This window comes from Peribacillus sp. TH16, from assembly GCF_016651095.1.
GTDB lineage: Bacteria > Bacillota > Bacilli > Bacillales > DSM-1321 > Peribacillus > Peribacillus butanolivorans.
This window is the reverse complement of sequence record NZ_JAEKEM010000002.1, coordinates 168,872-185,269: the sequence shown is the minus strand read 5'-3', so window position 1 is coordinate 185,269 and position 16,398 is coordinate 168,872. Positions and strand designations below refer to the sequence as shown.

The following is a 16,398-nucleotide window of genomic DNA, read 5'->3' as shown; positions in this document are numbered from 1 at the left end:
TTTTTTAGCCCTATATCGTGTAAGAAAAACCTGTTATAAAAGGAGTGACGAGATGGATTTAGGCTTGAAAGGGAAAGTTGCTGTTATTATGGGAGGCACGTCTGGTGTTGGATTAAAAACAGCAGAAATGTTTCTAGGTGAAGGTGCAAAAGTAGCTATCTGCGGAAGAAGCAAAGATCGTATGGAAAATGCCCAAAGTCACTTGCTGTCATTTGGGGACAAAGAAAATATTTTGGCATCAACTTGTGATGTTACTTCTAAATCGGATGTGGATTCATTTATTAATGGTACTGCAGAAAAGTTTGGCGGGATCGATATATTGGTGAATGCAGCTGGGCAAAGCGTGATGGGTTACTTTTTTGATATTACAGATGAACAGTGGCATGAACAAATTCAATTAAAGTTTTTTGCTATCATATATGCCGTTCGTGCTGCGCATCCACATCTAGTTAAACGGGGTGGCGGGCGGATTATCAATATTAATGCAACGCTTGCAAAAGAACCTGAGCGTCACATGGTAGCGACGGCAGCAGCACGGGCGGGTCTTTTAAATTTAAGCAAAACGCTATCTCAGGAACTAGCCTTTGACAATATTTTGGTGAACTCAGTTAGCCTCGGATTGATACGGACTGATCAATGGGAGCGCAGAAGATTGAAAAATGCACCTGATATGGATCCGGAAGAATATTATGGAGATCTTGCGAAAAAACGGAATATTCCACTTGGCCGTGTAGGTGAGGCGGAAGAAGTCGCTAGTGTTATTGTATTTCTTGCTTCAGATAAAGCTAGTTATGTAGCTGGATCGACGATTGAAACTGCAGGAGCAATCGGTAAAGCGCTTTAATAATATTACTTAAAAAAGGTAGGATAACAATATGAAAAAACAAGAAGAAATAGAGTTTACGACCGCTGATTCCATCGTAAAAGAGCTAGTGCAAGCTGGCGTAGAAGCTGCTTTCGGGATTGTCAGTATTCATAATATGCCTATCTATGATGCGATTCTTAGAGAAGGAAGCATTAAACTCATCTGTTCACGTGGAGAGAGCGGTGCAGTCAATATGGCCGATGGTTATGCACGTGCGACTGGAAAACTAGGTGTAGTAATTACTAGTACAGGTACAGGAGCAGGAAATGCAGCAGGTTCATTAGTAGAAGCTTGGGCCGCTGGTGTTCCCCTTCTTCATCTTACCGGCGAAGTCGCTTCAACATATCTTGGAACAGGTAGAGGATACATACATGAATGTAAAGACCAGCTCTCGATGATGAGCGGTGCTTGTAAAAATGCAGTAAGGCTTAGAAATCCGGCACAATCAGCTGCGGTTGTAAGAAAGGCGATTCAAGAAGCGTTAACTGCGCCAACTGGACCAGTTACATTGGAAATTCCAATTGACTATCAATCGGCAATTATTGAGGATATTTCTCTCGATGGAATACAAGTTGCAACATCTGAAAAACAATCAACGGCATTTATTCCTGAACAAGCCGTGGAAAAAATGGTTGAAGCGCGCCGTCCAGTGATTTGGGCCGGAGGTGGTGTCATAAGTGCTAATGCTTCGCAAGAGCTGCAAAAATTGGCGGAACTTCTTGGTGCAGCAGTTATAACAAGCCAATCAGGAAAAGGTTCGATTCCCGAAAACCACGAGCAATGCATAGGACATTTCGCGGCTTATGAGTCCACAAAAGAGTTTTTGCAAAATGCGGATTTGTTAATCAGCGTAGGTGTTCGTTTTAGAGGGAATGAAACGTCCAACTGGAAAGTACCAGTACCTGAAGAGCATATTGCAATCGATGCAGATTTGCAGGCAATTAACCGTAACTATAAGTCGACAATAGGTTTGGTTGGCGATGCGAAAGATATGTTAGCGGCCCTCATTCAAAAGCTTGAAGAAAAGTCAGTTTATGCAGATCCTTCTTATGTAAGTGAAGTCCGTTCACTTAGAAATGAAGTGCGCGCACAACTGCGTGCAACGCTTGGACCGTATGAGCAATTTGTAGATGGCATGAGAGAAAATTTGCCGAACGATACCATTATTGTTCGAGATGTTACTGTTCAGGCAAACGTTTGGGGCAGCCGTTTATTTGAAATTTATGAACCGAGAACCTCAATTCATGCATCTGGTGGCGGAATTGGTCAAGGCCTTCCAACAGCTATTGGCGCCCAAATGGGCTGTCAAGATAAAACAGTTGTGCTGATGGCTGGAGATGGTGGTTTTATGGTTAATGTCGGGGAAATGGTTACTGCAGCTGAAGAAAATTTACCTGTTATCATTGTATTATTTGATGACTCAGGCTACGGTGTTCTCCGCAATATTCAAGAAGCTGCCTATGGGCGCCAGGTAGCAGTTGATTTATTGAGTCCAGATTTTGTGAAACTTGCTGAGTCCATGCACTTTGATGCTGTACGGATTGGTTCTGGGGATGAATTTGTAAGCGAACTGAAAAAAGCAAAAGAAAGACGTAAGCCTTCAATGATCGTTGTTGATATGGAAGCTGTGGGACCAATGGCAAAGCCGTTTGGTGGACCTCCAGGAGCAGCCGAAGCATTTAAACCAAAAAAACTTTAATGGAGGATTGAGAATGATTTCGACATATCCGGTTGTTTCAGGTAAATACCTTGTTAATGGAGAATGGAAAGAAATAACAGAAACAGTTGATGTAATCAATCCCGCAAACACGTCAGAAGTAGTCGGCCAAGTGGCAATTTGTTCTGAAGTAATCGTAAATGAAACGATAGAAGTGGCAGTGAAGGCTTATGAAACCTGGTCTCGCTCTGATGTAAAGGACCGGGCTACCCGGATGAATACAGCGGCAGAGGAACTGGCAAAAAAAATTGAGGAAAATGTCACAGTTTTTGTTCGAGAAAATGGAAAAACGCTTGTTGAAGCTAAAAAGGATTTACTACGTTGTGTTGAGGTCATGAAGGGTTGTGCAACAGAGGTACTTAACTGGTGGCAACCAGAAGTGCTCCCAGGAAATCAAAATGTACAAGTCAGAAGAAGAGCGAGAGGTGTCACGGCAATCATCACACCGTGGAACTCTCCGATGATTTTGACATTTAAACGAGTCATACCAGCGATTTTAGCAGGCAATACTGTTGTTGTGAAACCTGCTACAAATTGTCCGTTAACGATAATGACTTGTTTAAAAGTGGTAGCTGAACATTTTCCGCCAGGAGTCATTAATATTGTGTCTGGTTCAGGAAAAGCAATCGGAGACACACTTTGCTCTGATTCTCGTGTGCGTACCGTTGCTTTTGTCGGCAGTACAGAAACTGGAAAAGAAATTATGAAGAAATCAGCAGGAAATCTACAAAAAGTTTATATGGAACTTGGAGGTAATGATCCTGCTATTATTTTGGAAGATGCCAACATGGATGAAGCAGCAATCAAACGTTTGAGAATGGGTATTTTACGAGCTGCAGGCCAAGTATGCTCTGCTGTTAAACGAGTGTATGTCCATGAATCACGCTTTGACGAAGTTGTGAAAAAATTAACCAAAGAGTTTGGCCGAGTCGTGGTTGGTGATGGCATTCAGCCTGATGTAACAATGGGGCCATTGAATAATAAAGCACAGTTTGACTTTGTGAATGAGTTGATCGAACGTACGGCTAAGTCTGGTGGAAAAGTTGTCACTACTGGGATACAACTTAATCCAGAAACATGGGATCAAGGTTATTATATGCTTCCTTCTATTATTACAGGAGTCGATCAGCAAAGCGAAGTGGTCCGGGTCGAGCAATTTGGACCAGTCATCCCTATTTTGCCTTTCTCTGATGTTGATGAAGCGGTAAGGTTAGCGAATGATAGTGAATTTGGTTTGCGTGCGTCTGTTTGGACTGTGAATGAAGAATTAGCTATAGCGATGGCCGATCGTCTCGAAGCAGGAGCGGTTTTCCATAATAACCATACCGTTTTCAACGAATTGGCCCTCGATTTTCCTGGTTTAAAAGAAAGTGGTGTTTCCCGCGAAACGAGACATTGTGGACTTGAATTCTTTGCAGACTCATATGGGTTTGCTGATTGAGGAAGGATGAAATTACATGAAACTAGGGCTAATTGGATGCGGTAATATCGGGAAATTTCTGCTTCAGGCAATAAATAAAGACGGACTTCTTCCAGGAGGGAAAATCGTTTCGATTTATGCACGCCGTGAAGAAATAGCAGCTCAACTAGTTGAAGAATTTGGGACACAGTCGTATAGTGATGTTGACTCTCTCCTTAATTCAGATGTGGATTTAGTCATAGAAGCAGCGACAATTGAAGCTGCTGAAGAGTACGCATTGAAAGTGATAAAAAGCGGAAAAAATCTTTTATTAAGCAGCATAGGTGTAATGGCCGATGCTGCTTATGAAGACAATATTAAACGCCTCTGCCAAAAAAATAACGTTAATATTTTCCTCCCGTCAGGTGCAATCGGAGGTCTCGATGTACTTAAATCGGCAAAAGCAGTTGATGGACTTGAATCCGTGAGTATTACAACGAGAAAACCGCCTAGCGCGTTGCCTTCAGGTTCTTCATTAGATGAAGAAACGGTATTATTCGAAGGTTCTGCTGCAGAAGCAATTAAGCAGTTTCCGAGAAATATTAATGTTGCTATTGTATTGTCTTTGGCTGGTCTCGGGCCTGAAAAGACGAAAGTGAAAATCATTGCCGATCCATATGTATTGAAAAATATTCATCTTATTGAAGCGTCAGGTTCATTCGGAAAACTTAAACTTGAAGTAGAAAATGATCCAATGCCAAACAATCCGAAAACGAGTTACTTAGCTGCGTTAAGTGTATTGGCTACTCTGCAAAACAAAGAGAAGAGTGTTCAAATTGGGTAATAATTGATTTAAGTCATGTCATGTTCATAGAGGGGAGACTACAAGTATGCTTAAAACTGATAAATCCATAGAAGAAATGTCGAAACAGCAAGTTGTTAGCTATTTGAACGAAACGGTCAAACCAGAGGAAGGAGTAATACCTGCTTACCTCCTAGGCAATCAAACGGTTTACGATATAGAACATGAAAAAGTATTTTTGAAAACATGGGTCTTTGTCGGTCATGAATCTGAAGTCCCGAACAAAGGAGACTACATGACACGTGATCTCGCAGGATATTCGCTCATTATTACACGTGATAATGAAGGGGAAATTCGTGCTTTTTATAATATGTGTACCCATCGTGGAATGAAACTTTGTCGGGCTGACAAAGGTAACAAGACTTTATTTACGTGTCCATATCATGGATTTAACTTTAAAAACACAGGAGAGCTTGTGGGTGTGCCACTTCAAAAAGATATTTATGGCGGGACGCTTGATCGTTCACAAATGGGGCTTCACCAAGTGAAGCTTGAATCCTATAAAGGTCTTTTATTTGGAACATGGAATGAAGATGTAGAGCCGCTTGAAGAGTTTCTAGGTGATATTAAATGGTATTTAGATATCCTTGTAGGACGGGCAGAAATGGAAGTAATCGGGGTCCCTCAACGATTTGTTGTTAGTTCTAACTGGAAAGTAGGTTCTGATAACTTTGTTGGTGATTCCTATCATACGATGGTCACACATGGTTCAATTGCAAAACTAGGCATGGTACCCAATGCAACGTATTCAAAGCGTGGTTTTCAAATTCATACGGAAAACGGACATGGACTAAACTTAGGAACACCTAACCCTGATTTTGCTTTCCCGGAAGAATTGAAAAATGAATTTAAAAGTAATTTGTCAGAAGAACAATATGAAGTATTATCAAACTTAAAAAATATGATTGGAAACGTTTTCCCGAACTTATCATTTTTAATTTCTCATACAAAAATTAAAGACCAGTTTATCTCTAACACTTCAATTAGAATGTGGCGGCCAATTGGTCACAATAAGATGGAAGTAATCGCTTGGATGCTCGTTGAAAAAAACGCCTCTCAAGATTGGAAAGATCGTTCAAGAGATTCGTTTATCTTGACGTTTAGCCCATCTGGCATTTTTGAGCAAGATGACACGGAAGTATTTACGGACATTACTGAAGCCGCCCAGGGTCCGATGCCTTTTCTAAAGAATTTAACTTATAATTATACAATGGGTCTTCATCGCGAACCTGTTGATTTTATCGGACCAGGTGTTGCTTACGATGATAAATTTACAGAAGCAAGTCAACGGAATTTTTATAAATACTGGTTGGAATTAATGACGAAATGATAAGCGGGAGGGGGAAGAAAAATGAAAGTGGAAGAAATGCTTGTTAAATGTGAATTTGAACAGTGGTTGTATGATGAAGCACAATTACTTGATGATATTGAATTTGATGAATGGTTCGATCTAATGCATTCGAGTTTGTGTTATCAAATGCCTGTACGTGTCAATAAGGAAGGAGTTGAACGTCCGGATTATTCAACTAAAATGTTTACATTTAATGATGATATTGAATTACTTAAGCTCCGCGTAGATCGTTTGAAAACGGATTATGCATGGGCAGAAATTCCTCCTTCCAGAACGCGGCGTTTTGTCAGCAACGTGCGTGTTAAAGACTTTGTTGAAGGTGAAAAGGCGGTCGTTAAGAGCTATCTACTTATCTATCGAAGCCGTAGCACTGATATTCAACACGATTTGATTTCGGGGGAACGAAATGATGAATTCATATTCGAAGATGGTAAATGGAAACTTTCCAAACGGATATTCATTGTTGATCAAACAACAATAAATACAAGGAACCTCGCTATCTTCGTATAACAGTAAGTATCGTAAAAAAGATAACAAGGAGGTTGGTTACAATGGCAATGGCCTTAAAAGATAAAGTAGTGTTGATTACTGGTGGTAATTCGGGTATAGGAGAAGCTGTCACTCGACGTTTTATACAAGAAGGGGCAAAAGTCAGCATTATCGGCCGCTCTATAGAAACGCTAAAGAAAATGAAAGAGGAATTTGGTGAAGAAATTCTCATTAACCAAGGAGATGTAAGTAAATACGAAGACAATGAGAAGGCTGTACAGGCCACTGTTAAGCAATTTGGGAAGTTAGATGTTCTCGTCGCTAATGCAGGAGTCTTCGATGGATTTGCTAAATTTGCCGACGTAACTCCCGATGCACTTTCCGAAGCATATGATTTCCTGCTCAATATTAACGTTAAAGGCTCTTTCTTCGGTGCGAAAGCAGCACTTGAAGAACTGCAGAAATCTAATGGCAATATTATTTTTACTGTATCTGGTGCAAGTTTCTATCCTGATGGAGGTGGCGTTTGGTACACAGCAAGCAAGCACGCTCAAATCGGATTAATGCGCCAACTTGCGTTCGAACTCGCTCCAAATATTCGGGTAAATGCTGTAGCGCCTGGTGGCACACTGACAGCATTATCGGTCATTCCACCTCTGCGCCCATTTGTTAAAGTCGTGGATAATGATACAAAAGCAAGCAGCATTAAAAAAAGAAACCCACTTCAACTTGCCCAGTTGCCAGAAGATCACGTTGCTGCGTATGTACTGTTAGCTTCTGACGAAGCGCGCGCGATTACCGGTGAAGTCATTTCTAGTGATGGTGGATTGTCAGTGAGGGGACTTGGCTGAATGAATGTTTAGAATAAATAGACTTTAGAAAGAAGGTTTATAAACATGACTGAATCACTATTAGGCAATAGAAATATTAATCAGCTTGCATTTGTTGTAAAAGATATTGAATCTGCTAATGTAGCTTTTACAAAATTGTTAGGCATTAAGAAGGTTGAACCATTTCTAACTGGTGACAGTACTGTTTCGAAGGTGATTTTTAAAGGTGAACCAACAGATTCAAAATCTAAACTGGCTTTTCTTAATACACCAACCGTCCAATTCGAACTCATAGAACCGGATAAAAATCCAGGAACAATGCGTGAGTTTTTGGATACAGTAGGTGAAGGAATTCATCATATTGCTTTTGATGTTGACTCTATCCAAAAGAGGCTTCCTGTGATGGAGAAAAGTGGATATCCAGTATTGCAAACAGGTGAATTTACCTCGAGTGACGGCCGGTACGTGTATGTAGATACACTAGATGATCATAAAACGTTAGTTGAACTGCTTGAGAGTGCAGAACCGAGGCAAACAGTGTGGGAAAAACCGGAAGATGATAGCGTTCAGCCGCTTTTAGGGACTAACAAAGTAGAACAGCTTGCAATTGTCGTTAAAGACCTTGATGCGGCTGCGGATGCCTACTGTAGATTACTAGATATGGAAAAACCGTCGATCATTCACTCTGGTTCCTCTGAGGTAACAAATGTGATTTACAAAGGAAAGCCTACCGAAGGAAAATCAAGATATATATTTTTCAATACGCCATTAATTCAAATTGAATTGATTGAGCCGGGCGATTCTCCGAGTACTTGGAAGCATCATCTTGAAACGTATGGGGAAGGAGTTCACCATATCTCGTTTGTCGTAAAAGATATGGATGAGAAAATGAAGATGTTGGAAAAAATGGGTTATCCGGTCATTCAGACAGGTAACTTTTATAACGGAAAAGGACGATATGCATATATGGACACGACATCGACATATAAAGTGATTATTGAATTGCTAGAACGTTTTGATACGTAAACGAATGTCATTCAATTACCAGCTAAAATATGTGTTCATATTAAAGTGTCTGAACACTTAGGACTTACATAATGAGTAATTATCAATACTTAGTGAAGCATTAATTTGGAAACATAGAAAATCTGAACAAGAATGAGTAAATAGAAAAAGCATAGGAAATAGCCAGATTTCTACAACCAGATTTGTATGAGCCTTGGGTAGAAACTGGAACTTAGAAAGGAGAGAAAACGAGGGGAAATGGCTAATTATACGATTGTTGATAAAGAAACTTGTATTGCTTGTGGAGCATGTGGAGCTACAGCTCCTGAAATTTATGATTACGATGAAGAAGGTATTGCATTTGTTACATTAGATAATAATGAAGGAACAGCGGTCATCCCTGATGAATTAGAGGAGAATGTGCTAGATGCTTTAGAAGGATGTCCAACCGAATCTATAAAAATAGCCCAAGCTTCTTTTGATGGCAATCCTTTTAAACTGGAGATATCTTAAAATGGTCTCAACTAGTACCAGGTTTATATGATTCCTTAGAATCATGTTATTTTTTAGTAAGGAAAATAAAGTCGCTAGTTTGACATTATTTATTATTGCTACATTGAAAAGCATAAGCCGGATATTTAACATTTTTGACTCCTTGTATTTTGTTATCACTTATCAGGTAATGAGAAATATCACTAGAAATATGGCAAGTCCGCCCTTCAAGATTTATAGATCCATGACCAGAAAGAAGAACGATTGATTCTAATAGGGTATAACTCGAGGTGATTACTGATGATAGAAGAAAAGAAGATTGATGATATTACAATTATTGGTGGCGGTCCAGTAGGTTTATTTACAGCTTTCTATGGTGGAATGAGGCAAGCAAAGGTGAAAATCATAGAGAGTCTTCCACAATTGGGAGGACAACTCACCGCTCTTTACCCTGAAAAATTCATTTATGATATAGCTGGATTTCCAAAAGTACGGGCTCAAGAATTGGTAGAGAATTTAAAAGAACAAATGAAGGTATTCGAACCGACGATTTGTCTTGACGAAGCGGTTAAACTGATTGAAAAGCAAGAAGATGGGACATTTAAAATCACTACAAACCTAGATACTCATATTTCTAAATCAGTTATTATTACTGCAGGGAATGGAGCTTTTCAGCCTCGTAAATTAGAACTAGAAGATGCAACTCAGTTTGAAAACAAGAATTTACATTATTTTGTGAATGACATGACTCGATTCAAAGGAAAAAAAGTAGCGATTCTAGGCGGTGGAGATTCGGCTCTTGATTGGGCACTTATGCTTGAGCCTATCGCTGAAAAAGTAACATTGATACATCGAAGAGATAAATTTCGTGCTCATGAACATAGTGTAAACCAATTGATGAATTCGTCTGTTGAAGTCAAAACACCATATGTTCCTTCAGAGCTGGTAGGAGCAGATCAAATCACTAAAATTGTCTTAGAACACACTAAGACTCAACAAAAAGAACTAGTTGATATAGATGACCTAATTGTTAACTATGGTTTTATTTCCTCTCTTGGCCCAATTAAAGAATGGGGTCTAAAACTTGAGAAAAATTCAATTATAGTTAATTCCAAGCAAGAAACAAATATTTCAGGCATATACGCTGCCGGGGATATTTGTACGTATGAAGGAAAGGTTAAATTAATTACAACAGGATTTGGTGAAGGTCCTACTGCAGTCAATAATGCTAAAGCCTATATTGATCCTAAAGCCAAAGTTCAGCCAATGCATAGTACTTCCTTATTCGCATGATTTGCTAGTAGTGCATTAAATTGTAGTCTTAAAAGTGATTTTCAAGGGTAATGGTAAGGTAGTAATTTTTGACCATACCCTTGAATGTTTTCCTGTTCCAATTTTCTCAATGCTTCACGAACCGGTGTACGGCTATAGTTAAACTGTTGGGCGATATCATCTTCCGTTAAACGATCCCCAGGTAAAAATACCCCTTCTATAATTGCATTCTTAACAACGTAAAATATTGCTTCCCTTAAAGGTTTAGATGAATAATATTCAATTTGCTCTTTAATATACTGATAATGGTTTGCTTCCATGGTGCTCCCTTCGAATATACAATTAATATACATGTATATTAATTGTATATTAAAACTCATTTGAAGTCATTCAAAGCTTCTGGTATAAGTTACTATAACCAAATGCCGATACGTATATATGGGCACCCAGAGCCTTCTTGTTTCTAGAAATCGCATCATAATGTTGTTTTTTTGTCTCTGAATTCTTTTCTTCTTTTTCATTATGGAGGTCCTTCAGGAAAAAATGGTATTTTTCCTTTAATTATTCACAAAATATAATAGCTACACAAAATAATGTAAAAAAAGACAATATGAACATGGAGAGTGATTAGTAATGGAAGAAATACGCGAAGAAAGATTTTGTGAAACTTGTAAAAAAGAGACAGTTCATACAGTAAGAGAAGATGCATTAGAAATAGAATATATCTGCAATGAATGTAGTCAGCACCAAGAGGTTTTTAAGACGTTTTTTTAGAAATTATTCCAATTTAAATTTGAAAAGAATTTGAGAATTTCTTAAATTTTTAGGCACTCTCAATTATAACTTTAAGATTAAATAGTATGAATTTATTTTGTACCTATGAAATTGAAATCTGCGGAGTGAGTGGTTAATGGCTACTAACTCTTTTTTTCTTTCTTTTTTTGTTTGGATATGACCTACCATTTTTAATGTCAATAAAAAATAACACCTTATTTATTATTTGTTTCCTTCGTAGGATAAAGAAAACCCAGATAAAGGGCGCTTTATTAAGTGTCCTTTATCCGGGTTATAATCCTCTGGTAGGAGCTCTTTTCTTTTTATTGAGCTGTATAACCACCATCCAACACAACAGCCTGGCCGGTGATGCCTCGGGCTTTGTCACTTGCTAGGAAAATGGCATAGTCGGCGATTTCGCTTACGTCGAGTAAGCGGTTTTGTGGGACGAGCGGATAGATAACTTCTTCCAAAACGCTTTCTAGTGGCACTTGTCTTGTTCTTGCTAGATCTTCCAGTTGGCCGCGTACGAGAGGTGTGTCCACGTATCCTGGGCAAAGGGCGTTTACTGTTATTCCCGAAGATGCGCTTTCAAGGGCGGCGACTTTCGTCAATCCAATTACACCGTGTTTTGCACTATTGTACGCTGCTTTATTAGCAAATCCAATCAGTCCATTAATGGAAGAGATATTAATGATTCTGCCGAATCCTTGTTCTTTCATAATGGGCAAAACGTTTTTAATTGCTATGAATGGAGCGGTTAGCATAATTTTGATCATCTGTTCGAATTTTTCAGTTGGGAACTCTTCAATCGGAGCAACATGCTGAAGTCCAGCGTTATTAATGAAAATATCAATTCGGCCATATTTCCTTTTGGTCTGTTTGATTAGTTGAATAATATCTTCTTCATTTGTTACGTCTGCTTTAAAGCCGGTGACTTCCAAGCCTTTGTTTCTTAAATCTAGAGCTGCATCTTCAACTGTAATTTGATTAAGGTCTGAAAGAACGACCTTTGCTCCATTTTCAGCAAAGATCTTTCCAATTTCAAAACCGATTCCTCTAGCAGACCCCGTAATGATCGCCACTTTATCTTTAACCATATTACATTCCTCCAAAAAAAATGTAACGGTCTAAATCTGTCAAAAAGTTTAGTTTGATATATAGGGAATATTCATATGAAAGCAAATTTAAAATATCAAGGGAAGGTAATAAAAATATGGGGGGATGGTTATTGATTTAGAGTCTATCATAATTTTTAAAATAACAAAAGATTTTTATTTTCTCTTAGTGTTGGCATGGATATTGCATGTATATAAGTTGAGTAAAATATAGGAAATATCATGGATAAGAAAGGAGAAACGAGATGATCAAAAATATAGCAATTATCGGTTCAGGTGTAATGGGGAGTGGAATCGCTCAGTCATTCGCAGTTAGCGGGTATTTCGTCACTATCAACGATATTAAAGAAGAGTTTCTATCGAAAGCTCAAGATCGAATATCTGAGAATCTATCCCTGCTCATTGAAGAAGGTGCTATGACTGAACAGGAAAAGCAGGGTGCTTTATCTAATATTACATATAAGGTTGACTTGAAGGAGGCCGTCAAGGATGCTGACTTTATAATTGAGGCTATTCCGGAAGTCATTGAATTGAAGTTGGACCTTTATCAACAATTGGAGCAAATAGTGAAAGAGGATGCAATTATTGCTTCAAATACATCCACCTTCCCGATTTCTCGATTGATGGAGACTGCTTCGTTTGCGGACCGGATGATAATCGCGCATTTTTTTAATCCTGGGCATCTGGTTCCTTTAGTTGAAATTGTTCAGCATAATGTAACAAAGCCGGAAGTCGTCGAGGCTACACTTGATTTAATTCGTAAAATAGGCAAGTCTCCGATTCTTTTAAAAAAAGAAATAGCAGGATTCATTGCCAATCGTCTGCAGACTGCCTTGATGCGGGAAGCCTTTTATCTCTTAAAAGAGGGCGTAGCCACTGCTGAGGATATTGATACAGCCATTACAGCGGGACCTGGATTTCGCTGGGCGTTTACTGGGCCAATCGAGATTGCTGATTTTGGGGGACTTGATACATGGCAGCGCGTTTTTGATAATGTTGCACCAGAGTTGGACCAAAGTAAGCAAGCCCCGATCATTATTCGGGATTTAGTGGAAAAGGGGAAGCTTGGGGCGAAGTCAGGTGAAGGGATTTTCACTTATGAGGAATCTACCGTTTCTCAGAAAATCAATGAGAGGGACCGTAATTTTATTAAACTAGGAAAATTAAAAATGGAGAAGGAGGAAGTATTATGAGAGAAGTAGTGATTGTAGGAGCAGCAAGAACACCAGTTGGTACGCTTGGAGGTAGTCTTGCCAATGTTTCAGCGGTTGAACTGGGAGTGGTAGCAGCTAAAGAAGCAATTAAGCGGGCCAATATTTCGGCTGACATGATCGATGAGGTATTGGTTGGGAATATTCTATCGGCCGGGTTAGGGCAAAATGTGGCACGTCAGGTTGCGATTCATGCAGGGGTCCCGGAAACAACACCAGCTATGGCCATCAATAAGCTTTGCGGGTCGGGGCTCCGTACGGTAATTATGGGGGCCCAATTCATAGCACTTGGTGATGCCGATGTGATTCTTGCTGGGGGTATTGAAAGCATGAGCAATGCCCCGTATTTACTTCCGAATTACCGTTTTGGACAGAAGATGGGGAATGCCGAGGTCGTGGATTCAATGACTTATGATGCCTTAACGGATGTTTTTAATCAGTATCATATGGGTGTAACCGCCGAGAATATTGCGGCACAGTGGGAAATCAGTCGTGTAAAGCAGGATGAATTTGCTTTACATAGTCAGTTGAAAGCTGAAAAGGCCCAAATTGAAGGTCGATTTGTAGATGAAATCGTCCCTGTTGAATATAAACGCAGAGGAAAAACGGTCTTAGTTGACCAAGATGAACATCCACGCCATGGGCTAACGATAGACCAGCTAACGAAACTTCGACCTGCTTTTAAGGAAAATGGAACGGTTACGGCCGGAAATGCGTCTGGAATCAATGATGGCGGTGCGATGCTGGTATTGATGTCTAAAGAAAAAGCTGACGAGCTGGGACTGGAAATTTTAGCATCTATCAAGTCATATGCTAACGCTGCGCTTGATCCAAAAATCATGGGATACGGTCCAGTACCTGCGACAAAAAAAGCTTTAGCAAAAGCGGGATTGAAAATTGATGAAATTGATTTAATGGAAGTGAATGAAGCCTTTGCGGCACAGTCACTCGCTGTGCTGAAGGACCTTGAACTGGATCCAGAAAAAGTGAATGTTAATGGCGGTGCGATAGCACTTGGCCATCCTGTAGGTGCTTCTGGTGCGCGGATTTTAGTTACATTATTGTATGAAATGAAGCGTAGAGGTGCAAAAACGGGCCTTGCTACTTTATGTATTGGTGGCGGGCAGGGTACAGCGCTGATTGTTGAACGGTAAAGGTGACTTGGTCTTATTTTCCTATGATATAATGGGTAAACATCAGATGGATTAAGGAGAATAGGTATGGCCAATGATAATAAAACGGTTCAATTAGAATTAGTAAAAGCGATATTGGAAGAATTACCTTTTGGGATTTTGGTAACGAAAAACGAAAAAGAAATCGTCCTATACAATCGCGTATTATCTGAGGGGTTTTCAGAGGATCAATTTGATCAGCAAACAACGTTGATTATTAAAAAAATCTATTGTCAGCTGTAAATACGCCTATTTATTTGAACGGTAATAATGTGATTGTTAGAAAAGAGATTGTTCAAGTGGCTGATGAGGAGTATCAATTTTATTTCCTGTTATTTACGAACAATAAAAATGATTTTCTTAATATTGATAATCATGAAGAAATCCTTTTTAAAGATATTATTGAATTTGCCTATGATGGTTTGGTTATGGTCGATACGGAAGGGTATGTACAAATGTTGAGCCATGCATATGCTGATTTTCTTGGGGTCGATCAGGAAAGCTCAATTGGGAAGCATGTAACGGAAATCATCGAAAATACCCGTATGCATTTAGTAGCCAAAACTGGCAAACAGGAAGTCGCTGAATTACAAAAAATTAAAGATAATTACATTATTGCGACCCGTTCCCCGATTCTGAAACAAGGTAAAATCGTAGGGGCGGTCGGGAAAATATTATTTAAAAATGTCGGGCAATTTACGGCTCTTTCCAAACGGGTAAACTTATTGGAAATAGAGCTAAAAAAGTATAAAGGTGATTTTCGCGAGAGAAATAAAGCATCCTATACGTTTGATCATATTATGGGGAAAAGTCCTGCTCTTATGGAAGTAAAAGTACAAGCCAGAATTGCAGCTAAAAGTGACTCAAATGTGTTGATACTGGGTGAAAGCGGAACAGGTAAGGAGCTGTTTGCCCATTCCATTCATAATGAAAGCAGACGAGCCATGGGTGTATTCGTTAAAGTGAACTGTGCAGCTATCCCAGCAGAATTGCTAGAGTCAGAGCTCTTTGGCTATGAAGAGGGTTCTTTCACCGGTGCAAAAAAAGGCGGGAAGGCAGGTAAGTTCGAAGCAGCTGATGGCGGGACAATTTTTCTTGATGAAATCGGTGAGCTACCACTGCATATGCAGGTGAAATTACTTCGTGTTTTACAAGAAAAAGAAATTGAACGGGTCGGTTCTACGGGCAGTGTTCAGATTGATGTACGGGTAATCGCGGCAACGAACCGCAATCTAGAAGAAATGGTTTCAAAAGGTGAGTTCAGGCTTGATTTGTATTATCGGTTAAAGGTCATGCAAATTCACGTTCCGTCCTTAAGGAAGCGATTAGAGGACGTTGAAATTCTGGTGAATTATTTTGTTGAAAAATACCAAAACCTTATGAAAAAGCGTGTACAGGGTATGAGTGATCAAGCTTTACGGCTACTTCGTTTCTATAAGTGGCCGGGTAATATTCGTGAGCTGGAAAATATCATTGAACGCGCGTTGAATATTGTTGATGAAGAGGAAATGATAGATTCCAAGCATCTTCCTGAAGAAATAACGGGTCACAAAGAACTAGCCCCAATCCGCACTTTAGCCGAAGTAATGGAAGAAACCGAACGTGCTACAATATTTTCTTGTCTGGAAATGACTTCAGGTAATAAATCCGAAACGGCAAAGCGGCTCGGAGTGAGTCGGACGACACTTTATGAGAAGATGAATAAGTATGGTTTATGAATTATGATTGTAGAAAAGTACCCTGTGCATTTGCAACGGGTACTTTTTTATACTTTTGAACAACCTCTTTTAGAGGATTAATATAGATGTTTCGTAGTGGTCTTTATTAGGAACCTACGACAC

General features: G+C 39.4%; 16 protein-coding genes. 14 read left to right on the top strand and 2 right to left on the bottom strand.

What is annotated here, in order from left to right; translation table 11 throughout:
• Nucleotides 1–52 precede the first annotated feature (52 nt).
• From JFV29_RS00890 to JFV29_RS00845, 10 genes are all read left to right on the top strand, one after another.
• On the top strand, nt 53–844 hold the full coding sequence (locus JFV29_RS00890; RefSeq protein WP_201180710.1) for an SDR family oxidoreductase: 792 nt from the start codon (nt 53–55) through the stop codon (nt 842–844).
• A 31-nt stretch (nt 845–875) separates the two neighbouring features.
• Nucleotides 876–2,564, top strand: a complete 1,689-nt coding sequence (locus JFV29_RS00885) for a thiamine pyrophosphate-binding protein (RefSeq protein ID WP_201180707.1) — start codon at nt 876–878, stop codon at nt 2,562–2,564.
• 13 nt (nt 2,565–2,577) lie between these two features.
• A complete protein-coding gene (locus tag JFV29_RS00880; protein ID WP_201180706.1) occupies nt 2,578–4,023 on the top strand; it encodes an aldehyde dehydrogenase family protein in 1,446 nt (481 codons plus the stop codon).
• Nucleotides 4,024–4,039: 16 nt separating this feature from the next.
• Nucleotides 4,040–4,825, top strand: a complete 786-nt coding sequence (nadX, locus tag JFV29_RS00875) for an aspartate dehydrogenase (RefSeq protein WP_201180705.1) — start codon at nt 4,040–4,042, stop codon at nt 4,823–4,825.
• A 46-nt stretch (nt 4,826–4,871) separates the two neighbouring features.
• The gene (locus tag JFV29_RS00870) at nt 4,872–6,173 is read left to right on the top strand and encodes an aromatic ring-hydroxylating oxygenase subunit alpha (RefSeq protein WP_201180704.1); all 1,302 of its coding nucleotides are present in this window, start codon (nt 4,872–4,874) and stop codon (nt 6,171–6,173) included.
• Nucleotides 6,174–6,194: 21 nt separating this feature from the next.
• The gene (locus tag JFV29_RS00865) at nt 6,195–6,704 is read left to right on the top strand and encodes an aromatic-ring-hydroxylating dioxygenase subunit beta (protein ID WP_201180703.1); all 510 of its coding nucleotides are present in this window, start codon (nt 6,195–6,197) and stop codon (nt 6,702–6,704) included.
• 41 nt (nt 6,705–6,745) lie between these two features.
• Entirely contained in the window at nt 6,746–7,534 is a 789-nt protein-coding gene (locus JFV29_RS00860) for an SDR family NAD(P)-dependent oxidoreductase (RefSeq protein ID WP_235569509.1), read from the top strand.
• Nucleotides 7,535–7,579: 45 nt separating this feature from the next.
• Nucleotides 7,580–8,539: a VOC family protein gene (locus tag JFV29_RS00855; protein ID WP_201180702.1), complete on the top strand. Its 960-nt coding sequence runs from the start codon at nt 7,580–7,582 to the stop codon at nt 8,537–8,539.
• 237 nt (nt 8,540–8,776) lie between these two features.
• Nucleotides 8,777–9,031 (top strand): ferredoxin, encoded by a 255-nt coding sequence (locus JFV29_RS00850; RefSeq protein ID WP_201180701.1) that lies wholly within the window; start codon nt 8,777–8,779, stop codon nt 9,029–9,031.
• Between the two features lie 279 nt (nt 9,032–9,310).
• On the top strand, nt 9,311–10,303 hold the full coding sequence (locus JFV29_RS00845) for an NAD(P)/FAD-dependent oxidoreductase (protein ID WP_201180699.1): 993 nt from the start codon (nt 9,311–9,313) through the stop codon (nt 10,301–10,303).
• 41 nt (nt 10,304–10,344) lie between these two features.
• On the opposite strand, the gene JFV29_RS00840 is transcribed toward JFV29_RS00845, so the two are convergent.
• On the bottom strand, nt 10,345–10,602 hold the full coding sequence (locus tag JFV29_RS00840; protein WP_201180698.1) for a GntR family transcriptional regulator: 258 nt from the start codon (nt 10,600–10,602) through the stop codon (nt 10,345–10,347).
• Nucleotides 10,603–11,379: 777 nt separating this feature from the next.
• Nucleotides 11,380–12,156, bottom strand: a complete 777-nt coding sequence (locus JFV29_RS00835; protein ID WP_056519268.1) for a 3-hydroxybutyrate dehydrogenase — start codon at nt 12,154–12,156, stop codon at nt 11,380–11,382.
• 263 nt (nt 12,157–12,419) lie between these two features.
• Between JFV29_RS00835 and JFV29_RS00830 the strand changes: the two genes are divergently transcribed.
• The 4 genes from JFV29_RS00830 to JFV29_RS00815 all read left to right on the top strand — a co-directional run bounded on the left by JFV29_RS00830 (nt 12,420) and on the right by JFV29_RS00815 (nt 16,275).
• The gene (locus JFV29_RS00830) at nt 12,420–13,367 is read left to right on the top strand and encodes a 3-hydroxyacyl-CoA dehydrogenase family protein (RefSeq protein ID WP_201180696.1); all 948 of its coding nucleotides are present in this window, start codon (nt 12,420–12,422) and stop codon (nt 13,365–13,367) included.
• The gene (locus JFV29_RS00825; RefSeq protein ID WP_201180694.1) at nt 13,364–14,539 is read left to right on the top strand and encodes an acetyl-CoA C-acetyltransferase; all 1,176 of its coding nucleotides are present in this window, start codon (nt 13,364–13,366) and stop codon (nt 14,537–14,539) included. The genes JFV29_RS00830 and JFV29_RS00825 overlap by 4 nt, the downstream gene beginning before the upstream one ends.
• A 66-nt stretch (nt 14,540–14,605) precedes the next feature.
• Entirely contained in the window at nt 14,606–14,800 is a 195-nt protein-coding gene (locus JFV29_RS00820) for a hypothetical protein (protein WP_201180692.1), read from the top strand.
• Between the two features lie 14 nt (nt 14,801–14,814).
• A complete protein-coding gene (locus tag JFV29_RS00815; RefSeq protein ID WP_242486773.1) occupies nt 14,815–16,275 on the top strand; it encodes a sigma-54 interaction domain-containing protein in 1,461 nt (486 codons plus the stop codon).
• The last annotated feature ends 123 nt before the right edge of the window (nt 16,276–16,398 follow it).

Coding starts and splice junctions, on each gene's coding strand:
- JFV29_RS00890 (WP_201180710.1), top strand. CDS start 53: ATGGATTTAGGCTTGAAAGGGAAAGTTGCTGTTATTATGGGAGGCACG.
- JFV29_RS00885 (WP_201180707.1), top strand. CDS start 876: ATGAAAAAACAAGAAGAAATAGAGTTTACGACCGCTGATTCCATCGTA.
- JFV29_RS00880 (WP_201180706.1), top strand. CDS start 2,578: ATGATTTCGACATATCCGGTTGTTTCAGGTAAATACCTTGTTAATGGA.
- nadX (WP_201180705.1), top strand. CDS start 4,040: ATGAAACTAGGGCTAATTGGATGCGGTAATATCGGGAAATTTCTGCTT.
- JFV29_RS00870 (WP_201180704.1), top strand. CDS start 4,872: ATGCTTAAAACTGATAAATCCATAGAAGAAATGTCGAAACAGCAAGTT.
- JFV29_RS00865 (WP_201180703.1), top strand. CDS start 6,195: ATGAAAGTGGAAGAAATGCTTGTTAAATGTGAATTTGAACAGTGGTTG.
- JFV29_RS00860 (WP_235569509.1), top strand. CDS start 6,746: ATGGCAATGGCCTTAAAAGATAAAGTAGTGTTGATTACTGGTGGTAAT.
- JFV29_RS00855 (WP_201180702.1), top strand. CDS start 7,580: ATGACTGAATCACTATTAGGCAATAGAAATATTAATCAGCTTGCATTT.
- JFV29_RS00850 (WP_201180701.1), top strand. CDS start 8,777: ATGGCTAATTATACGATTGTTGATAAAGAAACTTGTATTGCTTGTGGA.
- JFV29_RS00845 (WP_201180699.1), top strand. CDS start 9,311: ATGATAGAAGAAAAGAAGATTGATGATATTACAATTATTGGTGGCGGT.
- JFV29_RS00840 (WP_201180698.1), bottom strand. CDS start 10,602: ATGGAAGCAAACCATTATCAGTATATTAAAGAGCAAATTGAATATTAT.
- JFV29_RS00835 (WP_056519268.1), bottom strand. CDS start 12,156: ATGGTTAAAGATAAAGTGGCGATCATTACGGGGTCTGCTAGAGGAATC.
- JFV29_RS00830 (WP_201180696.1), top strand. CDS start 12,420: ATGATCAAAAATATAGCAATTATCGGTTCAGGTGTAATGGGGAGTGGA.
- JFV29_RS00825 (WP_201180694.1), top strand. CDS start 13,364: ATGAGAGAAGTAGTGATTGTAGGAGCAGCAAGAACACCAGTTGGTACG.
- JFV29_RS00820 (WP_201180692.1), top strand. CDS start 14,606: ATGGCCAATGATAATAAAACGGTTCAATTAGAATTAGTAAAAGCGATA.